We start from the raw sequence: 20,698 nt of genomic DNA, 5'->3' as shown, positions 1-20,698 counted from the left end.
TATTATCCTTCAGCAGGTAGTGCTATTTGCACTTGTTCGCTGGTACGCCCGAATCGCCGCTCGCGTTGTTGATAGGATTGGATGGCCAGTTCCAGCTCCTGCACGTCAAAATCCGGCCATAAGGTATTCGTAAAATACAATTCGGTATAGGCCAGCTGCCATAATAAGAAATTGCTGATCCGGTATTCTCCGCCGGTGCGGATGAATAAATCCGGCTCAGGCGCATAATTCATCGACAGATATTTGGAGAAGATTTCTTCGTCAATTTGAATCGGTGATTCTATGGATTGCGCCATCATTTTTCGCATCGCTTGCATGATGTCCCAACGTCCGCCATAGTTGGCTGCAATTGTAAAAGTGAGCTGTGAATTATTGGCAGTTAGTTTTTCACCGATATCGATAAATTCTACAATTTTCGGTTCAAATCTGGATAAATCGCCAATGACTTTGAAACGTATGCCGTTTTCATGCAATTTCGATATTTCTTGCTCCAACGCGCCCAGGAAAAGCTGCATCAGAGAAGCGACTTCATCAGACGGACGGCGCCAATTTTCGCTGCTAAAGGCAAATAGGGTGAGGAACGAAACACCGCGTTCCATACATGCTTTGATGACGCCACGGACAGTCTCTACTCCCTGTTTGTGTCCGGCAATTCTTGGCATGTACCGGTTTTGCGCCCATCGGCCATTACCATCCATGATAATTGCAATATGCGTTGGTACTGAGTTTACTTCAGGAGAGGGGGGCGTTGAACTCGGGCCTTCAAGCATATCAGACAGCCATCAGTTCGGCTTCCTTGACTTGCAAAACCTTGTCGATCTCGGATATGAACCGGTCGGTCAGTTTTTGTATTTCATCCTGACCGCGGCGTTCATCGTCTTCAGAGATTTCTTTTGATTTCAGCAGCTCTTTCAAATGCGCGTTAGCGTCACGCCGGATATTACGCATTGCAACACGTACTGTCTCAGCTTCATGCTTAACGACTTTTATCAAATCGCGGCGGCGTTCTTCCGTGAGCGGCGGCATGGGAACGCGAATGATGTCACCTACCGTCATTGGGTTTAAGCCTAAGTCTGAGTCACGAATGGCTTTTTCGATTGCATTCGCCATTTTTTTCTCCCAGGGGATGACGCCAATGGTACGAGCATCAATGAGATTGATATTGGCGACTTGGTTAACCGGAGTCTGTGCGCCATAGTAATCCACGGTAACATGATCCAGCAAGCCTGTATGTGCTCTGCCACTTCTAACTTTGCTCAAATCCACCTTCAATGCTTCCAGGCTTTTTTGCATTTTCTGTTCAGCAGATTTTTTTACATCGGTAATCATAATGTCTATCCCTATTACAGCTCTTCACAAGCATTCCCGGTTATTCAAAGTCAAACCGTTACCAAAGTCCCTTCATTCTCCCCTGTTATTATACGTCTAAGAGCGCCGGTCTTAAAAATGCTAAATACGCTGAGCGGTAATTTCTGATCCCGGCATAATGTCAATGCCGTTGCATCCATTACTTGCAGATTTTTTGAAATGGCTTCATTAAATGATAATTTTTCGAAGCGCGTGGCAGTCGGATCTTTTTTCGGGTCGCTGGTGTAGACGCCATCAACTTTTGTTGCTTTTAACATGATATCGACATTCATCTCCATGCCGCGCAACGCCGCTGCTGTATCGGTTGTAAAGAATGGATTGCCTGTTCCGGCAGCAAAAATTACGATTTTACCGTCTTTCAAGTAACGTATTGCGCGACCACGAATATAGGGTTCTACCACTTGTTCAATGCGTAATGCAGACTGAATACGCGGAACCAATCCCGCCAGTTTCATTGCATCCTGCAACGCCAGCGCATTCATGACAGTAGCCAGCATACCCATATAGTCCGCGGTCACTCGTTCGAGTCCATCATTGGCGGATTTCATGCCGCGAAAAATATTCCCGCCGCCCACGACGATAGCGATTTCAACACCTAACTTGCTGATTTCGTTAATTTCAGCAACGATTCTACCCATGACCGTGTGGTTGATTCCATAGCTGTCTTCACCCATCAGGGCTTCGCCAGACAATTTCAATAAAATACGTTTATAAACTGCAGCAGTCATCAATTATCAATCAGGTAAGTGAGAAAAGAGCTTTAATTAATTCGCTTGCCCCATCTGCGCTTTTACTTCTTCAGCAAAGTTTTCAACTTTCTTTTCTATTCCTTCACCGACAACAAACATCGTAAAACCATTCACTGCGGCGGATTTTTTTGCCAGCAATTTTTCTACAGTCTGTTCCGGATCTTTAACGAACGGTTGACCCAGCAGCGTAATCTCTGCAAGATATTTCGTGATGCGTCCATCGACCATTTTTTCAACGATATTGGCAGGTTTTCCGCTTTCTGCAGCTTGCGCGGTAAAAATCTGACGCTCGTGTTCCAATACCGCTGCCGGCACTTGTTCTTTTGATACGCAAATCGGCTTGCTTGCAGCGATATGCATCGCGATATCCTTTCCTAAGCTGTCATCGCCGCCCGTGTAATCAACCATCACACCAATCTTGGTACCGTGCAGATAATAGGCCAGCCGGCCTTGGGTTGTGTGCCGCCCACTGCGTCGGATGCTGATATTTTCCCCCAGCTTCATGATTAAAGCCTTGCGGGCTTCTTCAACGGTTTCGCCACTTTGAAGCGGAGCATCGCTGAGCGCGGCAATATCGGTTAGATTTTTTGTGGCGACCAATTCCGCCAGAGTCTTGGCGAAATTGATGATGTCTTCATTTCTTGCAACGAAGTCGGTTTCGCAATTTACCTCGACCAATGCACCGCATTGATTATCCGCAGAAACATACGCGCCGATCACGCCTTCGGCGGTAATTCTGCCAGCTGCCTTGCTTGCTTTGGCGCCACTTTTAATCCGCAGCAGATCTTCCGCTGCTTTCATATCGCCGTTCGTTTCAGTCAAGGCTTTTTTGCATTCCATCATGCCAAGCCCTGTCATCTCGCGAAGTTCTTTAACCATGCTTGCGGTAATTTCCGCCATATTTGCTCCAAATACAATAAAAGTTTATGAATAATTGCTGCTGAACATAATCTTTCAAGATAGCAATGTGATTTTTAGCTGAATTAACTCAGAGTATTCTCTGCTGCCGGTCAATCCCCGGAAATTCCGTTAAGGCCAACGGAAGATATTGGAAATTTTCGATCTGAATTGCCGGCAATCATTAAGAATGGAAGGAAAGACTCTTATTCCCCCCCTTCATTACTCATTTCGACAATTTCTTGGAGAGATTGATTACGGCCTTCCAGAATGGCATCGGCAGCACCTCGCGCATACAAGCGTATTGCTCTGCTTGAATCATCATTTCCCGGGATTATGTATTGCAATCCATCCGGGTTATGGTTGGTATCGACAACCCCGATGACTGGAATACCGAGCTTACTGGCTTCAGTGATTGCTCCTTTTTGATACCCCACATCGATTACGAAGAGCGCGTCTGGCAGACCTTTCATTTCTTTAATGCCGCCCAGGCTGCTGTTAAGTTTATCCAATTCCCTCTGCAGATCCAGCGCTTCTTTTTTTACGAGTTTATCCAATGTTCCATCGTTAACCATCGTTTCCATGTCTTGAAGGCGTTTGATGGATTGTTTGATCGTTTTAAAGTTCGTCAGCATTCCGCCTAACCAACGCTGGTCTACGTACGGAGAACCACAGCGTGCAGCTTCTTCGCGTACGATATCGCGGGCCTGCCGCTTGGTGCCGACAAATAAGATGACGCCTCTGTTAGCTGCTAATTGGCGGATGTATTTCATCGCCTCTTCATACATCACCAAGGTTTTTTCAAGATTGATGATATGAATTTTGTTGCGGTGACCGAAAATATACGGTGCCATCTTGGGGTTCCAGAAGCGTGTTTGATGACCGAAGTGAACCCCTGCTTCCAGCATTTGCCGCATTGTTACTGACATAAATTTCTCCTATAGGATTGAGCCTCCATCCGTGTTTTGCCATCTTTCAGATTAAATCTGATCTGCATAACATAACAGGATGTGTGAATTTAATTTGATTCACGCGATGCGATTAATCAAATTATCCTGCGATTATAACATTTTCTAAAACGTACTCAAGTTAACGCAACACCTATGCGCAAGATAAGCTATCTGCCTTGTATCTCATGTTGCCCCCGGATAGTTCAGTGTTGCCTTAAATCATTGCCTGAGACAATTTGTCGCATAGCCAAAACATAGAATTTACGTTAATGTTCCACAGTTAATCAAAAGAAAAATTTCGTTGTAATTGCCATCGAATGTTTAGTGATCTCAGTCAATCGCCGCTCAGTAAGAACCTGAAACGTTTATTTCTGCTTCGCAATATCGCCATCATTGCTCAATGCCTCACATTTGCGATCGTCTTTTGGACGATTGATATTGAAATACCTTGGGCTGAAATGATTTTTGTCGTGGCCTTGCTGGCTTTGCTGAATTTGTTGACGTGGATTCGGTTGCGTCGGAAGTGGCCGGTATCGCACCTGGAATTTTTTGCGCAATTGCTGATTGATGTTTTGGCGTTAAGCGCTTTACTGTATTTTAGCGGTGGCTCGACCAATCCGTTTATCTCTTTGTTCTTGTTGCCCCTTACCATCGCGGCCGCGACGCTGCCATGGCGCTATACTTGGAGCATGGCGATTATTACGATCGCTTGCTATACCTTGTTGCTAGTTAACTATGTGCCGCTGCCGCATGACCACAACAAGCATTTGATTGAGTTTGCGTTGCATGTCTCAGGGATGTGGCTGGCTTTCGTCTTGAGTACCGTGATCATTGCCTGGTTTGTCGTGAGAATGAGCGCTTCTATCCGGGAACGGGATCAAGATCTTGCCAAAGCGCGTGAGCATGCTTTGCGCAATGAACAAATCATCGCGCTTGGCACATTGGCAGCCGGTGCAGCGCATGAACTGGGCACCCCACTGTCAACGATGGCTGTCATTACCGGTGAATTGCAACAAGAATATCGAGATGATGCTGAGTTCCAAAACAATATTCATATTCTTCGGGATCAAATTACGCACTGCAAACAAACACTAACCCAGTTGCTGGCTAAAGCAGGACAAAGCAGAACCGAGCAAGGCAGTGAATTGCCGGTTGATGAATTTTTACGGCAAGTGCTTGATAAATGGAAACTGATCCGGCCTTCCGTGAAGTTTACCTATCAGGCAAACGGTGTGCAGCCCGTACCGAAAATAATGGACAGTCAATTACTCAACCAATCCTTACTGAATTTACTGAATAATGCAGCCGACGCATCTTCGGAATGCGTCACGATCAACAGTCATTGGGATCATTCGGCGTTGAATCTTGACATCATCGACGATGGCAAGGGATTGTCACCCGAAGCCTTGCAGCGCGCCGGCGAAGCGTTCTTTTCCAGTAAAGCACCCGGACAAGGTTTTGGAATAGGATTGTTCCTTGCCAATGCCAATATTGAACGGTACGGCGGCAGTGTCAGGCTGTTTAATCTGGAAGATGGCGGTGCTTGTACGCAAGTCGTATTGCCGTTGATAGGAGGGGCGCAGCCATGAATGATCTGCTGGCCGCCGACAATAGCGAAAAACCCAGTTTGCTGATCGTTGATGACGATACCGTATTCTGTGAGGTATTAACCAAAGCGATGAAAAAAAGAGGCTTTGATGTCACTTGCGCGCATACCATTGAAGATGCGCTGAATTGGGCCGAGCAGTCGACCCCGGAGTACGCCATCGTTGACTTGAAACTGTCCAGTGAATCCGGTTTGGTGCTGGTGGAAGAACTGCGGGCGCTGGATCCGGGTACCCGCATTGTGATGCTCACGGGTTATGCCAGCATCGCCACGGCGGTTGAAGCGATTAAATTGGGCGCCACCCATTATCTGGCGAAACCGGTCGATGCGGATCAAATCATGGCTGCTTTTGAACGGATCACCGGCGAATCCAGCATACCGATCAGCGCCAATCCGCTATCGGTCGGAAGATTGGAATGGGAATATATTCAACGGATTCTTACCGAGAATGACAACAATATTTCAGTGACTGCGCGGATATTGAATATGCATCGCCGGACGTTACAGCGAAAACTTGCCAAAAGACCGCTGAAAGAATAATCAGCGTCAGGTTTATAAAATGGAAGCAGTTATCCGGATATCCTGACCGATTAGCCGTAAATCTTTAATTCTTAGTGATTTCTTCTGATCCAGGCGCGTCAGTTCGGGTAACCTGATCATACCCTGCGCGGCATCGCCCAGCAGATGGGGTGCGAGGTAAATAATGATTTCATCTGCCAATCCGGCTTCAATCAAAGCGCCGTTGAGACCGCTCCCGGCTTCCACCAGCACTTCATTGATTTCCAATCCGGCAAGCAGGGCCATCATTTTATTCAGATCCACCGATCCCGCGCTGTCCGGCAAGATAAATACGCGGATTCCCATGTTTTCCAGAGCGGCGATTTTGTCTTGATCGTTACCGCATGCTGCGAAAACAAAAGTTTCAATTCCGCCTTGCAGCGCTTTTGCTTCCAACGGTATCGCCAAGCGGCTGTCGACAATGATTCTTTTAGGCTGACGGGGTGTTTCGATATGCCGGACGGAAAGCTGCGGATCATCCGATAGAATGGTGCCGATACCTGTCAAGATTGCACAGGATCGGGCGCGCCACCGATGCCCGTCGCATCGCGCGGCTTCGCCGGTAATCCACTGGCTGACGCCGTTGTTCAATGCTGTTTTGCCGTCCAGGCTGGCGGCTGTTTTAATTCTGACCCAAGGTTTCTGATGCGTCATGCGCGAAATGAAACCCACGTTCAGCGCCTGAGCTTCTGTTTGCATTAGGCCTGATTTTACCTTGATGCCGGCATGTTCCAGCAGCGCGAGGCCTCGCCCGGATACCAGAGGATTAGGATCTTGCATGGCCATAATGACCTGCGCAATGCCCGCATCGATCAACGCATTGACGCATGGCGGCGTGCGCCCGAAATGACTGCAGGGTTCCAGAGTCACGTAGGCGGTCGCGCCTCGTGACGCTGCTCCGGCATTTATCAATGCGTTGACTTCGGCGTGCGGTAGCCCGGCTTTCTCGTGCCAGCCGCAGCCGACGATTTGTTCATTGCGAACGATGACGCAGCCGACGCGTGGATTGGGCGCCGTGCTGTAAAGCCCTTTTTCCGCTAAACGCAGGGCTTGTGACATGAAAGTGTGATCGGCGGAAGAAAACATCTAAGAAACGCTGAATAATTGGCTACACAGGCGATCTGCTGCGTTGGGTGGTGCTCGGAAATTCGCCTATCACTATGATATATCTCATTTTCTGCGCTCCATCCGCCTTGCACCTCATCTTGTTCCCCGAATTAATCAGCATTTCCCAGGGAAGCGCTGATTAATTGACTGCACGAGCGAATTGCTTCGTTGTGCGGTACTCACTCCCTCGCCTATCGGATTGATATGTCTCAGTTGTTGCGTTCCGTGCGCCTCGCCCTTCATCACGTTCGTTGAATTAATCAGCGTTTCCCTAGGAAGTTGTGGTTGAACTACGATCCGTATGTGGCGTCGTGATGATACTTTGCGGAATCAAGATACTTTCTTCGACGGCATCGAAGGGTATTGCTTTTGCGCTTCTTTGATCGCGTCGCGGAAATCGTCAACGTCCTGGAAGCTCTTGTAAACGGAGGCAAAACGGATATAGGCGACCTTATCCAGCTTATAGAGTTCTTCCATCACGCTTTCACCGATACTGCGCGACGAAACTTCGCGTTCGCCCATTGCCAGCAGTTTTTGAACGATGCGGTCGATCGCTTCATCGACATAGCTGGTGGGAACCGGCCGCTTATGCAATGCCCGCTGAAAACCTGTCAGCAATTTGTTACGGTCGAATTCCGCCCGGCTGCCATCGTGCTTTACAACTTGCGGCAACCGTAATTCGATGGTTTCGTAAGTTGTAAAGCGTTTGTCGCAAGCGGGGCAGCGGCGGCGGCGGCGGATTTTGTGACCATCCTCGCTTACCCGTGAATCAATCACGTTGGTGTCATCCGCGTTGCAGAATGGACATTTCATAATTGATTAACGATCACAAGCATCAAGCCAGATTGATGTTTCCTCGGGAAATTTATCCATACACAGGAAATTTCGCGCACATTTTTTTGGCTTCGGTAGCCACTCTGGAAATGACCGCAGAATCTTCAGGCGCTGCTAAGACATCCGCGATCAGATTCGCCAGTTGCTCAGCCTCGAATTCTCTGAAGCCCCGTGTCGTAATTGCCGGTGAACCGACGCGGATACCGCTGGTAACAAATGGTTTTTGCGGATCGTTGGGAATGGCGTTTTTGTTGACGGTAATGTGCGCATGTTCCAGCGACTCTTCGGCTTGTTTACCCGTCAAATTCATCGCGCGCAGATCGACAAGAAACATATGGCAGTCGGTTTGACCTGAAACGATCCGCAGTCCGCGGCTGGTCAGTACTTTCGCCATAACGCGCGCATTCTCGATCACTTGTTCCTGGTAGTCCTTAAACTCTTTGCTAGCAGCTTCTTTAAAAGCAACCGCTTTGGCTGCGATCACATGCATCAGCGGACCACCTTGGGTTTGCGGGAAGATCGCTGAATTCAATGCTTTTTCATGCTCCGGCTTGGCCATGATGATACCGCCCCGGGGACCACGAAGCGTTTTGTGCGTGGTACTGGTCACGAAGTCGGCAATGCCGACCGGATTGGGATAAAAACCAGCCGCGACCAATCCCGCATAATGCGCCATATCGACAAACAGATAAGCGCCGACAGCATCGGCAATCTTGCGGAAACGTTTCCAGTCGATGACGCGAGCATACGATGAAGCGCCTGCCACAATCATTTTAGGCTTGTGTTCATGCGCTAAACGTTCCACTTCGTCGTAGTCTAGCAACTCCGTTTCGGGATGTAGTCCATAAGAAATGGAATTGAAGATTTTTCCGCTCATGCTGACGCTCGAACCGTGTGTCAAATGGCCGCCATGGGCTAAAGACATTCCTAGCAACGTGTCGCCCGGTTTTAACACCGAGAGGTAGACTGCGGCATTGGCCTGTGAGCCGGAATGCGGTTGCACATTGACGTATTCCGCGCCAAACAAAGCTTTCAGGCGATCGATCGCCAATTGTTCCACTTGATCGGCGTACATACAGCCGCCGTAATAGCGCTTGGTGGGATAGCCTTCTGCGTATTTGTTGGTGAGCACGGAACCCTGCGCTTGCATCACAGCAGGGCTCGCGTAATTCTCGGAAGCGATGAGTTCGATATACTCTTCCTGGCGTTGCATCTCGCCTTTAATCGCTTGCCATAGATCCGGGTCTACATTTTCAATCGTGTGTTTTTGCGAAAACATGGTGATACCAATCCTTTGAAATTTTGAGAATCAATTATCGCATTTTATCACTACCTGTTAAAACGCTGATAGCTGATCGGAATAAAGTCTGATAATAGGGTGAGAACAAAATTTATTACCAGCTTGGGTAGTTTTTCGATCCTCATTCTTGTGAATTTCCTTGAAAAATAACCGTTTGTAACTGTCCATCGGAAATTCCGTTACGTAACACCGCCGCAATAACCGCGTCATACTGGTTGCCTATACTGCCTTCCGTACTGTAAAGCCATCTCCGGCGTGAGCCGGTCAACGGAAAATCCAGGATCTGCATGACAAACCTATCCGTTCGGATAGCGCAGACAGCCGGATTGCCTGTACATCACTTCTTATCCACAAGAATTTTTTGATTACTTTTCGGGAGAACATGATGTTCCAGAAGAAAATACTGAATACATTAGTAACAGGTGCGATCGTCAGCATGGTTGCAGCAACACAGTCAATGGCGGCCAGCACCGGTTTTGATACTTTTACCCCGTTGGCCAGCAGCGTACCCGGCGGATCTTTACCGGAATCCAGCCCCTTAGAGCTTGGAAATGCATCCTGGACACAAATTTCAATTGCCAATCGTGCCAACCAGCTTGCACAGGGTCAAGCCAATAGCGGGAATTGGGATATGATTACCGCCAATGAAAGCGGTGTTGACGCGGGTCGCTATCTGTTCATGCCATTTGAAACCAGTACTGCGGGTGTGCAACGGGTTGATTTGTGGAATCCTGATTACAATACCCGCACCGTAACCCTGGTTGCACCCGGTACGCAAGGGTTTGTAGCGGGAGATGCTTCGCGCTGGACACCTTGGGGTGGTTATCTGACCGCCGAGGAATCGTGGGGCGCCGGTAGTACCAAAGGACGGCTGTTTGAATTGACCAACTCGGTAACTGCGACTGGCACCGGTGATTCCAACTTTATCCATCGCAGCCTGTTGCCACGAGTATCACACGAAGGCTTAGCGTTTGATAAGAACAACGCGATGTACTTTATTGATGAGTTTAATGGCGGCAGCATTTATAAATTTGTATCAGCCAATCCCAATGCAACTAACGGTGACGATTATTTTGCCGCAGGGCAAACCTTTGTGATGCTGGTAGATGGTGGCAGCAATTCCAATGCAACCGGCGCTATTACTTGGGAACCGATATCCGATGTCAATGGCGGTGCGATTCCGGGCGTATCGGTACTCAACGCGGACGGCAGCATCGACGGCCGCTTGACTGCCGATGTCGTGCATGGCACCAATTACCAGCGTCCCGAAGATCTGGAAATCAAAACATTGGCGAACGGCGATCAGATCCTCTACGTGGCGACTACGACCACCGATGAAGTGTATTCTTTCAACTTGGCCAGCAATACCGCCAATCTGTTTGTCAATTCCGCTACGCTGGATCTGGCGACTGGTCTTGGTGTAGGCGGGGTATTCAACAATCCGGATAATCTGGCGATCGATGCCGAAGGCAATATCTATATTGTCGAAGATCAACCGGGCGGTTCCGCCGATATCTGGTTTGCTACCGATGCCAATCACGATGGTATCGCTGAATCGGTTGGCCGCTGGGCATCGTTATCGACTTTAGGCGCTGAACCGACCGGCCTTTATTTCGATAAATTCAATCCCAATATCGCCTATTTGAATGTGCAACATCCAACCAGCGGCGATGACCGCTTAATCATGCTGGCTGTGCCGGAACCCGAAACCTACGCCATGCTGCTGGCAGGATTGGGTTTGATTGGTGCGTCGAGCTGGAAAAGAAGAAAGATATAGTATAGTGATTTGAAAAGTGAAAGCTTTGATCTTCACGGATATCTGATCACAGCAAGAAACCTAGAAATCCTAATCTTCGGTTTCTTGCTGTCCACTGTAATCATTCAAGTTAATCGAGTAGTTGTCTGGCTGTAATCAAAGCAATTGATTCGCCAGATTGGCCAAATTGGATCGCTCGCCTTTTTCCAGTTGGATATGCGCATAGATTTCATGATGCTTGATTTTATCGATCAGATAAGACAAGCCATTACTCTGCGAGTCTAAATAGGGTGTGTCGATTTGATAAATATCCCCGGTAAATATGATTTTGGTATTTTCGCCTGCTCGGGTGATGATGGTTTTAACTTCGTGCGGCGTTAAGTTCTGCGCTTCGTCGATGATGAAAAATACATTTGAGATACTTCTGCCCCGGATATAGGCCAGCGGCGTGATTTTGAGTTTTTCCTGCGAGACAGCTTCCGTGATTTTTTATATTCCTTGTCTTTTTCACTAAACTGGCTTTTGATGAATTTGAGGTTGTCCCATAACGGCTCCATGTAGGGCGCGAGTTTCGATGCGATATCGCCGGGCAGAAAACCGATGTCCTTATTGCTGAGCGGTACAACCGGGCGGGATAGCAAGATCTGCTTGTAATGTCTTTTCTGTTCCAATGCGCCGGCCAGTGTCAGCAAGGTCTTGCCTGTGCCTGCCACGCCTTGCAAGGTGACGAGCTTGATGCCGAGGTGGGTGATTGCGTGCAGCGCGAAGACTTGCTCGGCATTTTTCGGCCAAATCCGGTACGCGGGCTGTTTTTCGAGTTGCTCGATTCTTTGCGTGATGGGGTTATAAAACACCAGCACGGATGTACGGGTGTTTTTCAGGATAAAGTAGTGATTGGGAATGGGGTTTTGGATGCCGATGTCATCGGCGGAACAATAGCCGTGGGTATAGATATGATCGATGATTTCCTTACTCAGTCCGTGATCGTCGTCTTGCCGGTATACAGCGATTCCAGGTCAATTTGTTGTTGCTGCCAAGGCGATCAGCGACCGCATTGGTTGATAATGCTACCCTGCAGACAAAGGGGATTGCTCTATTGGAATTTTTCACCGGTCTGGGTGATAGCGATCCGGTTGTTCCGGCAGGTTCTGACGGAAAAGGCGCCTCCTTCGTTCATCCGGTTGGCGCCTTTCTTACGTGGTTCACAAATCTTAATTCAGCGCATTGCCCAAATTAAGAAATTGCGTTTCACCGGTTGAATTATCGACACCGTCGTTATCGGTGACGACATAGACGGTTCCGTCGATTGTTCTTGCCAAACCTTCCAGTTTGTCGTGAACCCAGCCATTACCCGCTTGCATGGCCGGCAGTACATCGATCGCCAGACTTTTGTTGAGTATCGGGAAACTGCCTTCCGTTTGGGTTTTGGGGGTTACTCCCGAGATATCGACGGTATAGACGCGCTTGATGCGTGCATCCGGTCCCGCTTGATTATCGCGCTCGATGATCGCAAATTTGCCGTTGCCCAGCGCTGTAATTTCGGACAATCCTACCCAGCCGCCGGTGGGAGACTCGACGGGGTCGAGCGGATAATAAAAGAATTTCCATTCGCCTTCGTCGATCGCCGGATCCAGGTCCAATGACGGCGTGTATTGCCCGATGCGCACCATACCAAGCGGATCGTCTTTCCATTCCCTTTGAAAGGCGACATAAACTTGTTCGTCGGCACCGGCGCGGCCAGTGACTGCAACACCTTCATAGCCATTGCTGACTTGCAGAGCATCAACTGCAGCCGGCAGGCGGATTTCTCGGATGACCGTGCCGTCGCTGTTGACCTCGATCAGAAGATTGCGCGTGGTCGATGTGCTGGCGCCTTCCGAAGCCAGCCAAAAACTGCCGTCGCTGCGCTGCGCAATACCCTCCAAATCGTAATTGACCGGCGAACCGTCTTTCAGAATGGGCGTAACCGCCGAAATTTTGGCAGGGTGGTTGCTGACATCGATCGTATAGATGCGGCTCTTGTTGTAAAAGCTGTCGTGAACGGTATACAAGCGGTTGGCGTCATCCTTATCTGCAGCGAGCGCCGACAGTGCGCCCCAAGCAATCGGCTTGCCATCGGTCAGCAGCTCGGATTCGATTTGCGGATAACCGGCCGGTTTCCGTTCTAAGCGGAAAATGTTGATTTGAGAACGGACAGGCGAATCCACCTCGGTGGATGCGATGAAAAGTTGACGATGCGGGATGGCCAGCAATCCTTCAGGACCCGCACCGGTCGGCAGTGCTTGTTTGTAATCCACCGAGCGGCCTTGGAAACTGTACACACCGACAAAATTGGCGCGTTCGGAGCCGACGAAAACCAGGTTTTCATTACCATAGCGGGCAGCCGTGATGCCTTCCGGTTCGCTGCCTTTATTGTCGGAGCGTTTTTCCGGATAATGGCCGATCTTGGCGGCAAGGTAATCGAATTCCATACCGGAGTCATATAGAACCGTACCGTTGCGATTGAAAAAGGTAAAGCCGCGGCTGCCGCCGAATAAATCCCCCTCGTTGGCGGTGATGACCATGTGGTTCAGCCAAGTGATGGCGTCGGGTTCCCGGGGAATGTTTTTCAAAGTGCTGGAAAAATCGATTAATTTGTTATCCGCGATGTCCACGCCTTCGAGGGTTACTTTACCTGCGTTAAAGTGCTGCAATATCTTGCCATCGGCGAGATTGACGAAAACGATGTGGTTATTCTCCTGCAATGTGATTGCGGCAATATTGCTCTGATTGATGCTGACAAATTCCGGTTCCGGGTCGTCAATGCCATAGTCCGCCAGACCGGTTAAATCGACGGGCCGTACTTTCCAATTTCCAGGGTTTCCGGTCAAGTCGATAATGTTCAGGTATCCGGCAGGAGATTGCGGCAATCCGCCTTTGACTCCATCTACAGTTACGGCTTCATCGCGCTCATTCTCAATCACAACCGCCGCATAACGGCCATTGGGGCTGACAGCAACCGAATCCGGCTGGCCGCCCATATCGATTTCCCGGATTGGCGCGCAGTTGGGCACATCAGCCAGACAGGACGGCAGGTGATAGACCGAGAGCATGCCGGAAGGCGCCACGAAGCTTGCCGAGGTGTTCACGCCAACCAGAACATAATTTCCGGTAACGGCGACCGAGGTCGGTTCGCCGCTGGTATTCACGGTACCGAGACCGGTAGGGTTGGCGGGATTACTGATGTTGACGAATCCTATTTTCCCGGCCGGGCTGTCGGTGTAAATCAAAACACTGCCATCTTTGCTGGCGGCAATGATTTCAGCAACGGTTTCTTTGACGGAATCCCGGTCGCAACTGGTATTCTCGCAAACGAGGTAAGTTGCGATACGTTGAAAGTAGGGTGTTGCGGGTGACGCCGCATTCGACGGCGTGGTGGCCGCGATGACCGGAAGCGCGGCCAATACTGCGGTATTCAGGGCCTTTTTGGTCAAGCCCAGTATTTGATTAAACGGTTTCATGTTAAGAGATCCCAGATGATTTGAATTAATGAGTCAAATTTTTGTTATATCAATGGCGCAACAGCCGCCGGTAATGGCGTGGCGGCGACGCGGTATAATATGGTAGTGTGTGATTGTTGCGCAGGTATTGCGGCAATGTGTCAGCCCTGACGGTTACTTGTCTGTCAAATATTTATCCGTTGTTTTATTTGATATTATTTTGATGTGACCGGCGATCGTCATCGTTGAATAAAGGAGAAGGAAATGAAGAGTCGCTTGATCGTGCTTGGCTGGTTGATTTTTTTGATAACACCGGTTTTTGCGGCAGAACCGGCGAGCGAACAGCGTCTGGACGAAGTCGCAGAGCGTGGTTCGCATGTGATGCCGTTCGATCTGGAGAAAACCACGCATATTTTTTCCAAAACGGATACTGGCGGCATTCAACAGGTGATCGCGAAGGACAAAGCGGATAGCGAACAAATCAGCCTGATACGGCTGCATCTGTCTCAGATTGCCGAGGAATTCCAGCAGGGTGATTACTTCAATCCGGAAAGGATTCACGGCGCCGCGATGCCCGGGCTGGCGGAATTGAGAGCGGCCAAACCCGGGCAAATAAAAATCGTTTATCGGGAATTGCCGGATGGCGCAGAAATTACTTATACCACTCATATCGAAGTGCTCAAACTGGCGATTCACCATTGGTTTGACGCGCAGTTAAGCGATCATGCCCGTCACGCCGTGCCGGGTCATCCTCATGGTTCCGGTCACCACCACCAGTGATCGAAGATGATGTTCTTTATCTGTATGACACTGACAGTCGATTATAAGCCTATGTTTCGAGGCAGGATTAAATCAATGTGACCAGCATTTTTATGCTCAAAAGCAGCGAGATGATGGCCAATGCCTTTTTCAGAAAAGCTTCAGGCAAACGATGCGTACAACGCGCGCCATAATGCGCTGAAACAGCGCTGGCTATCGATATCGCTAAGAATGCCGGTATGTATACGAACCCCAGAGTATAGGGATCGCTTGATGTGATAGACCAGCCGCTTATCACGTAACCGGCAGTTCCGGCGATGGCGATGGGGAATCCAATAGCGGCTGACGTGCCAATTGCTGTTTTTATGTCCGAATTCTTATAACTCAGGTAGGCAACGGTGAGAAAACCGCCGCCCGCTGCAGTCAGTGCTGATACGGATCCGATCCCAATCCCGGCCGTGAGTAGTCCGCGAAGCGTGATGGGCTGCTTGCTGGGTTCCGGTTGCCAATTAACAAACATTTGCAAAGCGATCAGCGCCATGAAGAGCGCAAAAAATGAAGCAATGTGAGCTGGATTAAGCTTTGCCGCGGCGTGGGCGGCCAGCAAAGCGCCCGCAGCGATTCCGGGGATCATGCCACCGGCGGCCCGCCACATAATGGCTCCCTGCGAAGCATGTGCGTGAATGCTTGCCGTTGAAGAGGTAATCATGCAAGCCAATGACGTTCCTAATGCCAAGTGAACGGCGGTATCCGCGCTCATGCCTTGCATGGTAAAAATGGATGCCAGCAAAGGAACCAGCATCCCGCCGCCGCCAAGGCCCAACAATCCGGCCATAAAACCAGTAATGGCTCCCAAAGCCATGTACAACACAATCCATTCGATGTCCGGCATATCAATTGAGCCTATTACTTGATTTTATGAAGTAACCAGGCGATCTCTGTCGACGCCACTTTTCCCTTCAATCCGCCTGCAATGATCTTGCTTTCAGCAGATTCCAATCGATACGCAGCCGCATAAAGCTGTTTGACTTCGCCCTCGTTAACCGCGAATGGCGGACCATCCATCAGCAGTTGGTTGTATTCATACGTGATCAGCAATTGCGGTGCCGCATCGGTTATATTCATCAGGTGCGAGGAATATTGCTTGCGCATGGAAGCAGGCAGCGCGACTAAAGCTGCCCGATCGTATACCGCGCTGATGGACCCAAGAGACTCAGCGGATACGTCGAAGAAATTGCCCGCTAAAATGTCCAGATTTTCAGCGCGGTAACGAGTCAATTTTCCATCTTTGGAGATTTCCGGTGTTATGCTAAGTTCTGTAAACAGATCGTTTATGGCCAGTTCGCTCAGCTCCGCGCCGATAACCCGGTATCCATTGGCAAGGAACCATCCAATATCGCGCGTCTTGCCGCACAACGGCAAGAATATCCGGCCGCCCTTTGGCGGATTTAAGGCTTCAAAATGCTTTATTAAAAAGGGATTTATCTCGTTTTCATGAAAACCGGTCTCACCCCGTTCCCATTTCTGATGCCAAAAACTTGCTTCCATAGCGGCTCCTTAAGTGTTGTACTAAATTGTGTACTGCGCTAGGATAAAAGCTCAAGTCGGCTTGAAGTCAAGTATTAATTACAACAGGTGAAATAGTGGATATCGCTGAAGTCGCAAAAGTATCCGGGCTGCCAGCTTCAACAATACGATTTTATGAAGAAAAAGGATTAATTCAGTCATGCGGCCGGAGTGGTTTGCGGCGTTTATTCAGCGCCCATGTCATTGAGCGGCTGGCTTTAATATCACTGGGGCGTAGCGCCGGTTTCTCGCTCGATGAGATCGCTGAAATGTTTACGCCCGAAGGGCCCGACATTAATCGCGCATTGCTTTTAGCCAAGGCGGATGAACTGGATAGAACAATTGAAATGCTGGTTGCTATGCGGGATGGGCTTCGTCACGCTGCGGTCTGCAAAGCGCCCAGTCATTTCGAATGCCCGAAATTTCTCCGGCTTCTCCGGATTGCCGGTAAAAACCGGTTTAGGCAGCCTAATAAATTAAAGGAAAACAAGCCGAAGCGAGAAAAGCAAAAACGTAAGACAGGCCAATTTAATTAACCAGGATAAATTTATTTTCAATTCCCTCTTAGCCATCTGTTTGGGCGCATCGCTCGGCGCCGTGTTGCGCTGGTTGCTGGGTATGTCGCTTAACGCGTTGTTTCCGGCGATTCCGCCCGGCACATTGGCGGCGAATCTGATCGGCGGTTACTTGATCGGTGTCGCACTCGCCGTCTTTGCCCATCATCCCGGTTTGACGCCGGAGTGGCGTTTGTTCGTCATCACCGGTTTTTTGGGCGGATTGACCACGTTTTCCACATTTTCCGCCGAAGTCACGGTGCTGATCCAGGAAGGGCGCATACTGTGGGCCTTCGGTGCGATCGCCGCGCATGTGACCGGTTCTTTATTGATGACGATGCTGGGGCTGGCGACCGTGGCCGCGTTCAAAACCGCCTGATTCCAGGGAGGATGCCATGAAAGGCTATCAACTGACTTTCTTTACCCAGCAAGACCGCCAGCACAATCAACAGCCGCTCGGGGAATGGTTGTTGCAATCGGCGATGAAACTGGGTATCGGCGGCGCAACATTGGCGGTCGCTGCCGAGGGTTTCGGGCGCGATCGCAAGCTGCATGCCGCGCATTTCTTCGAGCTGGCCGATCAGCCGGTCGAGGTGACGATGGCCGTCAGCGAGCAGCAAGCGGAGCGCATGTTCGAGCATCTGGAGCAGGAAGGCGTAAAGGTGTTTTACGTCAAAACACCGATCGAGTTCGGCATGACCGGAGAAACCTGATGCCGGAAAACGGCGTTCAAACGACTGATACAAAAGGCTGGTTTAACCGCACGGTCGCGGGCGCGGGCATTACCAGCGCGCTGGGCGATTTCTGCTACGAAACGACGACCGTGATTCTACCGGGCTTTCTCGCGGTGCTCGGCATTCCGGCGGCGATGCTGGGTCTAATCGAAGGCATCGCCGATGCGGTGGCGAGTTTTACCAAAATGGTTTCGGGTTACATCGCCGACAAGCTCGGGCACCGCAAGCTGCTGGTGCTGATCGGTTATGGATTGACGCCGTTTGGCCAGATATTGATTGCACTATCCTCAGGGTGGTTGCTCATCCTGCTCGGGCGCATGGTGTCGTGGTTCGGCAAGGGCTTGCGCGGCCCGTTGCGCGACGCCATTGTGATTCAAGCGGTAAGCCCGGCTACGCGCGGACGCGCTTTCGGCTTCCATCGCGCGGCGGATTCAGTGGGTGCGGTGCTCGGCCCTTTGCTGGGTGTGGCGTTGCTGGGATTAGCGCAAGACTGGCATTGGGAAGACGCCGCCGGGCCATTCCGCTTCGTACTGTGGCTGTCGGTCATTCCCGGGGTGCTGGCGGTGCTGGCGTTTCTGTGGCTGGTCAAGGATCCGCAGCATTCGCCGAATCCGGCGCTGAAGTTTTTCAGCACGCTGCGCGGATTGCCGGTGCGGTTCAAACGGTATCTGGGTGCGGTCGGTGTCTTCGGCATCGGTGATTTTTCTCATGCGCTGCTGATCCTGGCGGTCACCACGCTGCTCACTCCGTCGATGGGCGTGGTGCAGGCGGCGCAGGTGGCGGGGTTGCTGTATGTATGGCGCAACGTCGTGCAGGTGGCCGCTTCCTGGCCGGTGGGATGGCTGGCAGACCGTATCGGGCATTTGCCCGTTCTCGCCGCCGGTTATTTTCTGGGCGCCGCCACGGCAATGTCGGCGGCACTGGCATTCTGGTTCGCGGTTGACAGCATCGCAGCGCTGGCAGGTATTTTCTTCCTCGCCGGGTTATACGTGGCCGTGCAGGAAGCACTGGAGTCCACCGTAACCGCGGAGATGGTGCAGGCGGAAACCATGACGATGGGCATCGGCGCGCTCGGCACCGTCAACGGAACCGTCAAGTTTGTGTCGAGTGCAACCGTCGGCGTGGTTTGGACGGCGGTTTCTCCGGAAGTTGCCTTCACCCTGGCCGCCGGATTCATGCTCGCCGGTACCTGGCTGATCCTGCGGGTGCGCGATTGATGGATCGCGTAACGCTCGAACGGCGGCAGGTCTGGGTTTATCTCACCGCTATCGTATGCGGATTGTCGTCGGGCGGCGTCTGGCCCGGTATCGGGCCGCATCTGGAAATGTTGCTGTGGCCGGTGCTGGCTGTGCTGCTTTACGCCACCTTTGTGCAAGTGCCGCTGCTGCATATCCGCGATGCCTTTGGCGACCGGCGCTTCGTGCTGGCCGCGATGACCGGTAATTTCGTGCTGATACCGTTGATAGTCTGGTTCATGCTGCAATGGCTGCCCGCTGATCCGGCTTTGCATCTCGGCGTGCTGCTGGTGCTGCTGGTGCCCTGTACCGACTGGTTCATCACCTTTGCGCAGCTCGGGCGCGGCAACACGGCGCGGGCAGTTGCCGTCACACCGCTGAACTTGCTGGCGCAGTTGCTGCTGCTGCCGGTTTATCTGTGGCTGATGCTGCCGGCGGCGGATTTCAGCGCCGCGCTGCGAATCGAAGATATGCTGCCCGCCACACTCGTTTTGATCGGCATACCGCTGCTGGCGGCGGTATTCACGGAATATTGGATCGAAGCCAAGCCCGCGCGCGCGGTCTGGCGCGAACGCCTGGGCTGGTGGCCCGTGCCTTTACTCGCGGTGGTGGTGTTCCTGATCGCCGGAGCGCAAGTTGGCACGGTGCGCCATGCCGGGCCAGTGTTGCTGACGGTGCTGCCCGTATTCGCGGGCTTTTTGCTGACAGCGGCGTTGATTGCCCGTCTGCTCACCCGGGCGCTGTGGCTGCCGATGGATTCCGGGCGTACACTGGCGTTCAGTCTCGGTACGCGCAATTCCTTTGTAGTGCTGCCATTCGCGCTGGCGCTGCCGGCCGGCTGGGAGACGGTCGCGGTGATCGTCGTATTTCAGTCGCTGGTGGAACTATTCGGCATGGTGTTTTACCTCTGGTGGCTGCCGGACCGGTTGTTCAAGGAAACATCCGCCGCTGCGACTGAACCTGAAAATTTATAGCTTGAAAGGAATGCTTTATGAGTGCTGTCATTCTGGAATCCACGCTGACCTGTCCGGTATGCGGCCATGCCAGGACGGAAACCATGCCCATGGATGCCTGCCAATGGTTCTACGAGTGCGGGCAATGCCACACTGTGCTTAAGCCGAAGCCCGGCGACTGTTGTGTCTATTGTTCCTATGGCACCGTACCATGTCCGCCTATCCAGATGCGAGATAAAAACAGCGGCGATGGTTGTTGCGGCTAGGCAATACGCTGCACGATACTTTTGCTT

24 protein-coding genes are annotated in these 20,698 nt (G+C 51.0%); 10 read left to right on the top strand and 14 right to left on the bottom strand.

The window, feature by feature from the left end; genetic code table 11:
* Positions 1-2: 2 nt before the first annotated feature.
* From uppS to rpsB, 5 genes are all read right to left on the bottom strand, one after another.
* Positions 3-770: a polyprenyl diphosphate synthase gene (gene uppS / locus RBH92_RS12505; protein ID WP_307932347.1), complete on the bottom strand. Its 768-nt coding sequence runs from the start codon at positions 768-770 to the stop codon at positions 3-5.
* A gap of 1 nt (position 771) precedes the next feature.
* Complete coding sequence (frr, locus tag RBH92_RS12500) at positions 772-1,329, bottom strand: ribosome recycling factor (RefSeq protein WP_307932346.1); 558 nt, start codon at positions 1,327-1,329, stop codon at positions 772-774.
* 50 nt (positions 1,330-1,379) lie between these two features.
* Positions 1,380-2,096: a UMP kinase gene (gene pyrH, locus RBH92_RS12495; protein ID WP_307932345.1), complete on the bottom strand. Its 717-nt coding sequence runs from the start codon at positions 2,094-2,096 to the stop codon at positions 1,380-1,382.
* Positions 2,097-2,132: 36 nt separating this feature from the next.
* Positions 2,133-3,017 (bottom strand): translation elongation factor Ts, encoded by an 885-nt coding sequence (gene tsf / locus RBH92_RS12490; protein ID WP_307932344.1) that lies wholly within the window; start codon positions 3,015-3,017, stop codon positions 2,133-2,135.
* A gap of 203 nt (positions 3,018-3,220) precedes the next feature.
* Positions 3,221-3,943: a 30S ribosomal protein S2 gene (gene rpsB / locus RBH92_RS12485; protein WP_307932343.1), complete on the bottom strand. Its 723-nt coding sequence runs from the start codon at positions 3,941-3,943 to the stop codon at positions 3,221-3,223.
* 338 nt (positions 3,944-4,281) lie between these two features.
* Here rpsB and RBH92_RS12480 point away from each other — a divergent pair, with 338 nt between their 5' ends.
* On the top strand, positions 4,282-5,553 hold the full coding sequence (locus RBH92_RS12480) for an ATP-binding protein (RefSeq protein ID WP_307932342.1): 1,272 nt from the start codon (positions 4,282-4,284) through the stop codon (positions 5,551-5,553).
* Positions 5,550-6,110 carry a response regulator transcription factor gene (locus tag RBH92_RS12475; protein ID WP_307932341.1) on the top strand — a complete coding sequence of 187 codons (561 nt, stop codon included), beginning with the start codon at positions 5,550-5,552 and terminating at the stop codon, positions 6,108-6,110. Before RBH92_RS12480 ends, RBH92_RS12475 begins: the two co-directional genes overlap by 4 nt.
* A gap of 12 nt (positions 6,111-6,122) precedes the next feature.
* Here the strand turns inward: RBH92_RS12475 and ribD are convergent, their stop codons facing one another.
* From ribD to RBH92_RS12455, 4 genes are all read right to left on the bottom strand, one after another.
* Entirely contained in the window at positions 6,123-7,214 is a 1,092-nt protein-coding gene (ribD, locus tag RBH92_RS12470; protein ID WP_307932340.1) for a bifunctional diaminohydroxyphosphoribosylaminopyrimidine deaminase/5-amino-6-(5-phosphoribosylamino)uracil reductase RibD, read from the bottom strand.
* A 351-nt stretch (positions 7,215-7,565) separates the two neighbouring features.
* The gene (gene nrdR, locus RBH92_RS12465) at positions 7,566-8,048 is read right to left on the bottom strand and encodes a transcriptional regulator NrdR (protein ID WP_292922808.1); all 483 of its coding nucleotides are present in this window, start codon (positions 8,046-8,048) and stop codon (positions 7,566-7,568) included.
* 52 nt (positions 8,049-8,100) lie between these two features.
* Positions 8,101-9,348 (bottom strand): serine hydroxymethyltransferase, encoded by a 1,248-nt coding sequence (glyA, locus tag RBH92_RS12460; RefSeq protein WP_307932339.1) that lies wholly within the window; start codon positions 9,346-9,348, stop codon positions 8,101-8,103.
* Between the two features lie 142 nt (positions 9,349-9,490).
* On the bottom strand, positions 9,491-9,658 hold the full coding sequence (locus tag RBH92_RS12455) for a hypothetical protein (protein ID WP_307932338.1): 168 nt from the start codon (positions 9,656-9,658) through the stop codon (positions 9,491-9,493).
* Positions 9,659-9,754: 96 nt separating this feature from the next.
* Here RBH92_RS12455 and RBH92_RS12450 point away from each other — a divergent pair, with 96 nt between their 5' ends.
* Positions 9,755-11,146, top strand: coding sequence for an alkaline phosphatase PhoX (locus tag RBH92_RS12450; RefSeq protein WP_307932337.1), 1,392 nt, complete (start codon positions 9,755-9,757; stop codon positions 11,144-11,146).
* A 135-nt stretch (positions 11,147-11,281) separates the two neighbouring features.
* On the opposite strand, the gene RBH92_RS12445 is transcribed toward RBH92_RS12450, so the two are convergent.
* The 3 genes from RBH92_RS12445 to RBH92_RS12435 form a co-directional block, all read right to left on the bottom strand.
* Positions 11,282-11,560, bottom strand: a complete 279-nt coding sequence (locus RBH92_RS12445) for a PhoH family protein (protein WP_307933968.1) — start codon at positions 11,558-11,560, stop codon at positions 11,282-11,284.
* Complete coding sequence (locus RBH92_RS12440) at positions 11,503-11,985, bottom strand: PhoH family protein (RefSeq protein ID WP_307932336.1); 483 nt, start codon at positions 11,983-11,985, stop codon at positions 11,503-11,505. Before RBH92_RS12440 ends, RBH92_RS12445 begins: the two co-directional genes overlap by 58 nt.
* A 351-nt stretch (positions 11,986-12,336) precedes the next feature.
* Complete coding sequence (locus RBH92_RS12435) at positions 12,337-14,625, bottom strand: esterase-like activity of phytase family protein (RefSeq protein ID WP_307932335.1); 2,289 nt, start codon at positions 14,623-14,625, stop codon at positions 12,337-12,339.
* A gap of 243 nt (positions 14,626-14,868) precedes the next feature.
* Here RBH92_RS12435 and RBH92_RS12430 point away from each other — a divergent pair, with 243 nt between their 5' ends.
* The gene (locus tag RBH92_RS12430) at positions 14,869-15,384 is read left to right on the top strand and encodes an aspartate carbamoyltransferase (protein WP_307932334.1); all 516 of its coding nucleotides are present in this window, start codon (positions 14,869-14,871) and stop codon (positions 15,382-15,384) included.
* A 67-nt stretch (positions 15,385-15,451) separates the two neighbouring features.
* Here the strand turns inward: RBH92_RS12430 and RBH92_RS12425 are convergent, their stop codons facing one another.
* Together RBH92_RS12425 and tmpT are read right to left on the bottom strand one after the other, a co-directional pair.
* Positions 15,452-16,255, bottom strand: coding sequence for a sulfite exporter TauE/SafE family protein (locus RBH92_RS12425; protein ID WP_307932333.1), 804 nt, complete (start codon positions 16,253-16,255; stop codon positions 15,452-15,454).
* Positions 16,256-16,269: 14 nt separating this feature from the next.
* Positions 16,270-16,911, bottom strand: a complete 642-nt coding sequence (gene tmpT, locus RBH92_RS12420) for a thiopurine S-methyltransferase (RefSeq protein WP_307932332.1) — start codon at positions 16,909-16,911, stop codon at positions 16,270-16,272.
* A gap of 95 nt (positions 16,912-17,006) precedes the next feature.
* Here tmpT and RBH92_RS12415 point away from each other — a divergent pair, with 95 nt between their 5' ends.
* From RBH92_RS12415 to RBH92_RS12390, 6 genes are read left to right on the top strand one after another with little or no spacing between them, the layout of a single operon-like run.
* A complete protein-coding gene (locus RBH92_RS12415; RefSeq protein ID WP_307932331.1) occupies positions 17,007-17,465 on the top strand; it encodes a helix-turn-helix domain-containing protein in 459 nt (152 codons plus the stop codon).
* Between the two features lie 40 nt (positions 17,466-17,505).
* Positions 17,506-17,862, top strand: a complete 357-nt coding sequence (gene crcB / locus RBH92_RS12410) for a fluoride efflux transporter CrcB (RefSeq protein ID WP_489684773.1) — start codon at positions 17,506-17,508, stop codon at positions 17,860-17,862.
* Positions 17,863-17,878: 16 nt separating this feature from the next.
* Entirely contained in the window at positions 17,879-18,196 is a 318-nt protein-coding gene (locus RBH92_RS12405) for a DUF190 domain-containing protein (RefSeq protein WP_307932330.1), read from the top strand.
* On the top strand, positions 18,196-19,434 hold the full coding sequence (locus RBH92_RS12400; RefSeq protein WP_307932329.1) for an MFS transporter: 1,239 nt from the start codon (positions 18,196-18,198) through the stop codon (positions 19,432-19,434). Before RBH92_RS12405 ends, RBH92_RS12400 begins: the two co-directional genes overlap by 1 nt.
* Positions 19,434-20,426 carry an arsenic resistance protein gene (locus tag RBH92_RS12395; protein WP_307932328.1) on the top strand — a complete coding sequence of 331 codons (993 nt, stop codon included), beginning with the start codon at positions 19,434-19,436 and terminating at the stop codon, positions 20,424-20,426. The genes RBH92_RS12400 and RBH92_RS12395 overlap by 1 nt, the downstream gene beginning before the upstream one ends.
* Before the next feature lie 17 nt (positions 20,427-20,443).
* Positions 20,444-20,671 (top strand): GDCCVxC domain-containing (seleno)protein, encoded by a 228-nt coding sequence (locus tag RBH92_RS12390; protein WP_307932327.1) that lies wholly within the window; start codon positions 20,444-20,446, stop codon positions 20,669-20,671.
* The last annotated feature ends 27 nt before the right edge of the window (positions 20,672-20,698 follow it).

This window comes from Nitrosomonas sp. sh817 (assembly GCF_030908545.1).
Taxonomy (GTDB): Bacteria; Pseudomonadota; Gammaproteobacteria; order Burkholderiales; family Nitrosomonadaceae; genus Nitrosomonas.
Note: the sequence above shows the minus strand (reverse complement) of the source record. Positions and strands in the feature narration are given on the sequence as shown.

Excerpts from the sequence above, each read along its gene's own strand:
- uppS (WP_307932347.1), bottom strand. The coding sequence starts at position 770 with ATGCTTGAAGGCCCGAGTTCAACGCCCCCCTCTCCTGAAGTAAACTCA.
- frr (WP_307932346.1), bottom strand. The coding sequence starts at position 1,329 with ATGATTACCGATGTAAAAAAATCTGCTGAACAGAAAATGCAAAAAAGC.
- pyrH (WP_307932345.1), bottom strand. The coding sequence starts at position 2,096 with ATGACTGCTGCAGTTTATAAACGTATTTTATTGAAATTGTCTGGCGAA.
- tsf (WP_307932344.1), bottom strand. The coding sequence starts at position 3,017 with ATGGCGGAAATTACCGCAAGCATGGTTAAAGAACTTCGCGAGATGACA.
- rpsB (WP_307932343.1), bottom strand. The coding sequence starts at position 3,943 with ATGTCAGTAACAATGCGGCAAATGCTGGAAGCAGGGGTTCACTTCGGT.
- RBH92_RS12480 (WP_307932342.1), top strand. The coding sequence starts at position 4,282 with ATGTTTAGTGATCTCAGTCAATCGCCGCTCAGTAAGAACCTGAAACGT.
- RBH92_RS12475 (WP_307932341.1), top strand. The coding sequence starts at position 5,550 with ATGAATGATCTGCTGGCCGCCGACAATAGCGAAAAACCCAGTTTGCTG.
- ribD (WP_307932340.1), bottom strand. The coding sequence starts at position 7,214 with ATGTTTTCTTCCGCCGATCACACTTTCATGTCACAAGCCCTGCGTTTA.
- nrdR (WP_292922808.1), bottom strand. The coding sequence starts at position 8,048 with ATGAAATGTCCATTCTGCAACGCGGATGACACCAACGTGATTGATTCA.
- glyA (WP_307932339.1), bottom strand. The coding sequence starts at position 9,348 with ATGTTTTCGCAAAAACACACGATTGAAAATGTAGACCCGGATCTATGG.
- RBH92_RS12455 (WP_307932338.1), bottom strand. The coding sequence starts at position 9,658 with ATGCAGATCCTGGATTTTCCGTTGACCGGCTCACGCCGGAGATGGCTT.
- RBH92_RS12450 (WP_307932337.1), top strand. The coding sequence starts at position 9,755 with ATGTTCCAGAAGAAAATACTGAATACATTAGTAACAGGTGCGATCGTC.
- RBH92_RS12435 (WP_307932335.1), bottom strand. The coding sequence starts at position 14,625 with ATGAAACCGTTTAATCAAATACTGGGCTTGACCAAAAAGGCCCTGAAT.
- RBH92_RS12430 (WP_307932334.1), top strand. The coding sequence starts at position 14,869 with ATGAAGAGTCGCTTGATCGTGCTTGGCTGGTTGATTTTTTTGATAACA.
- RBH92_RS12425 (WP_307932333.1), bottom strand. The coding sequence starts at position 16,255 with ATGCCGGACATCGAATGGATTGTGTTGTACATGGCTTTGGGAGCCATT.
- tmpT (WP_307932332.1), bottom strand. The coding sequence starts at position 16,911 with ATGGAAGCAAGTTTTTGGCATCAGAAATGGGAACGGGGTGAGACCGGT.
- RBH92_RS12405 (WP_307932330.1), top strand. The coding sequence starts at position 17,879 with ATGAAAGGCTATCAACTGACTTTCTTTACCCAGCAAGACCGCCAGCAC.
- RBH92_RS12400 (WP_307932329.1), top strand. The coding sequence starts at position 18,196 with ATGCCGGAAAACGGCGTTCAAACGACTGATACAAAAGGCTGGTTTAAC.
- RBH92_RS12395 (WP_307932328.1), top strand. The coding sequence starts at position 19,434 with ATGGATCGCGTAACGCTCGAACGGCGGCAGGTCTGGGTTTATCTCACC.
- RBH92_RS12390 (WP_307932327.1), top strand. The coding sequence starts at position 20,444 with ATGAGTGCTGTCATTCTGGAATCCACGCTGACCTGTCCGGTATGCGGC.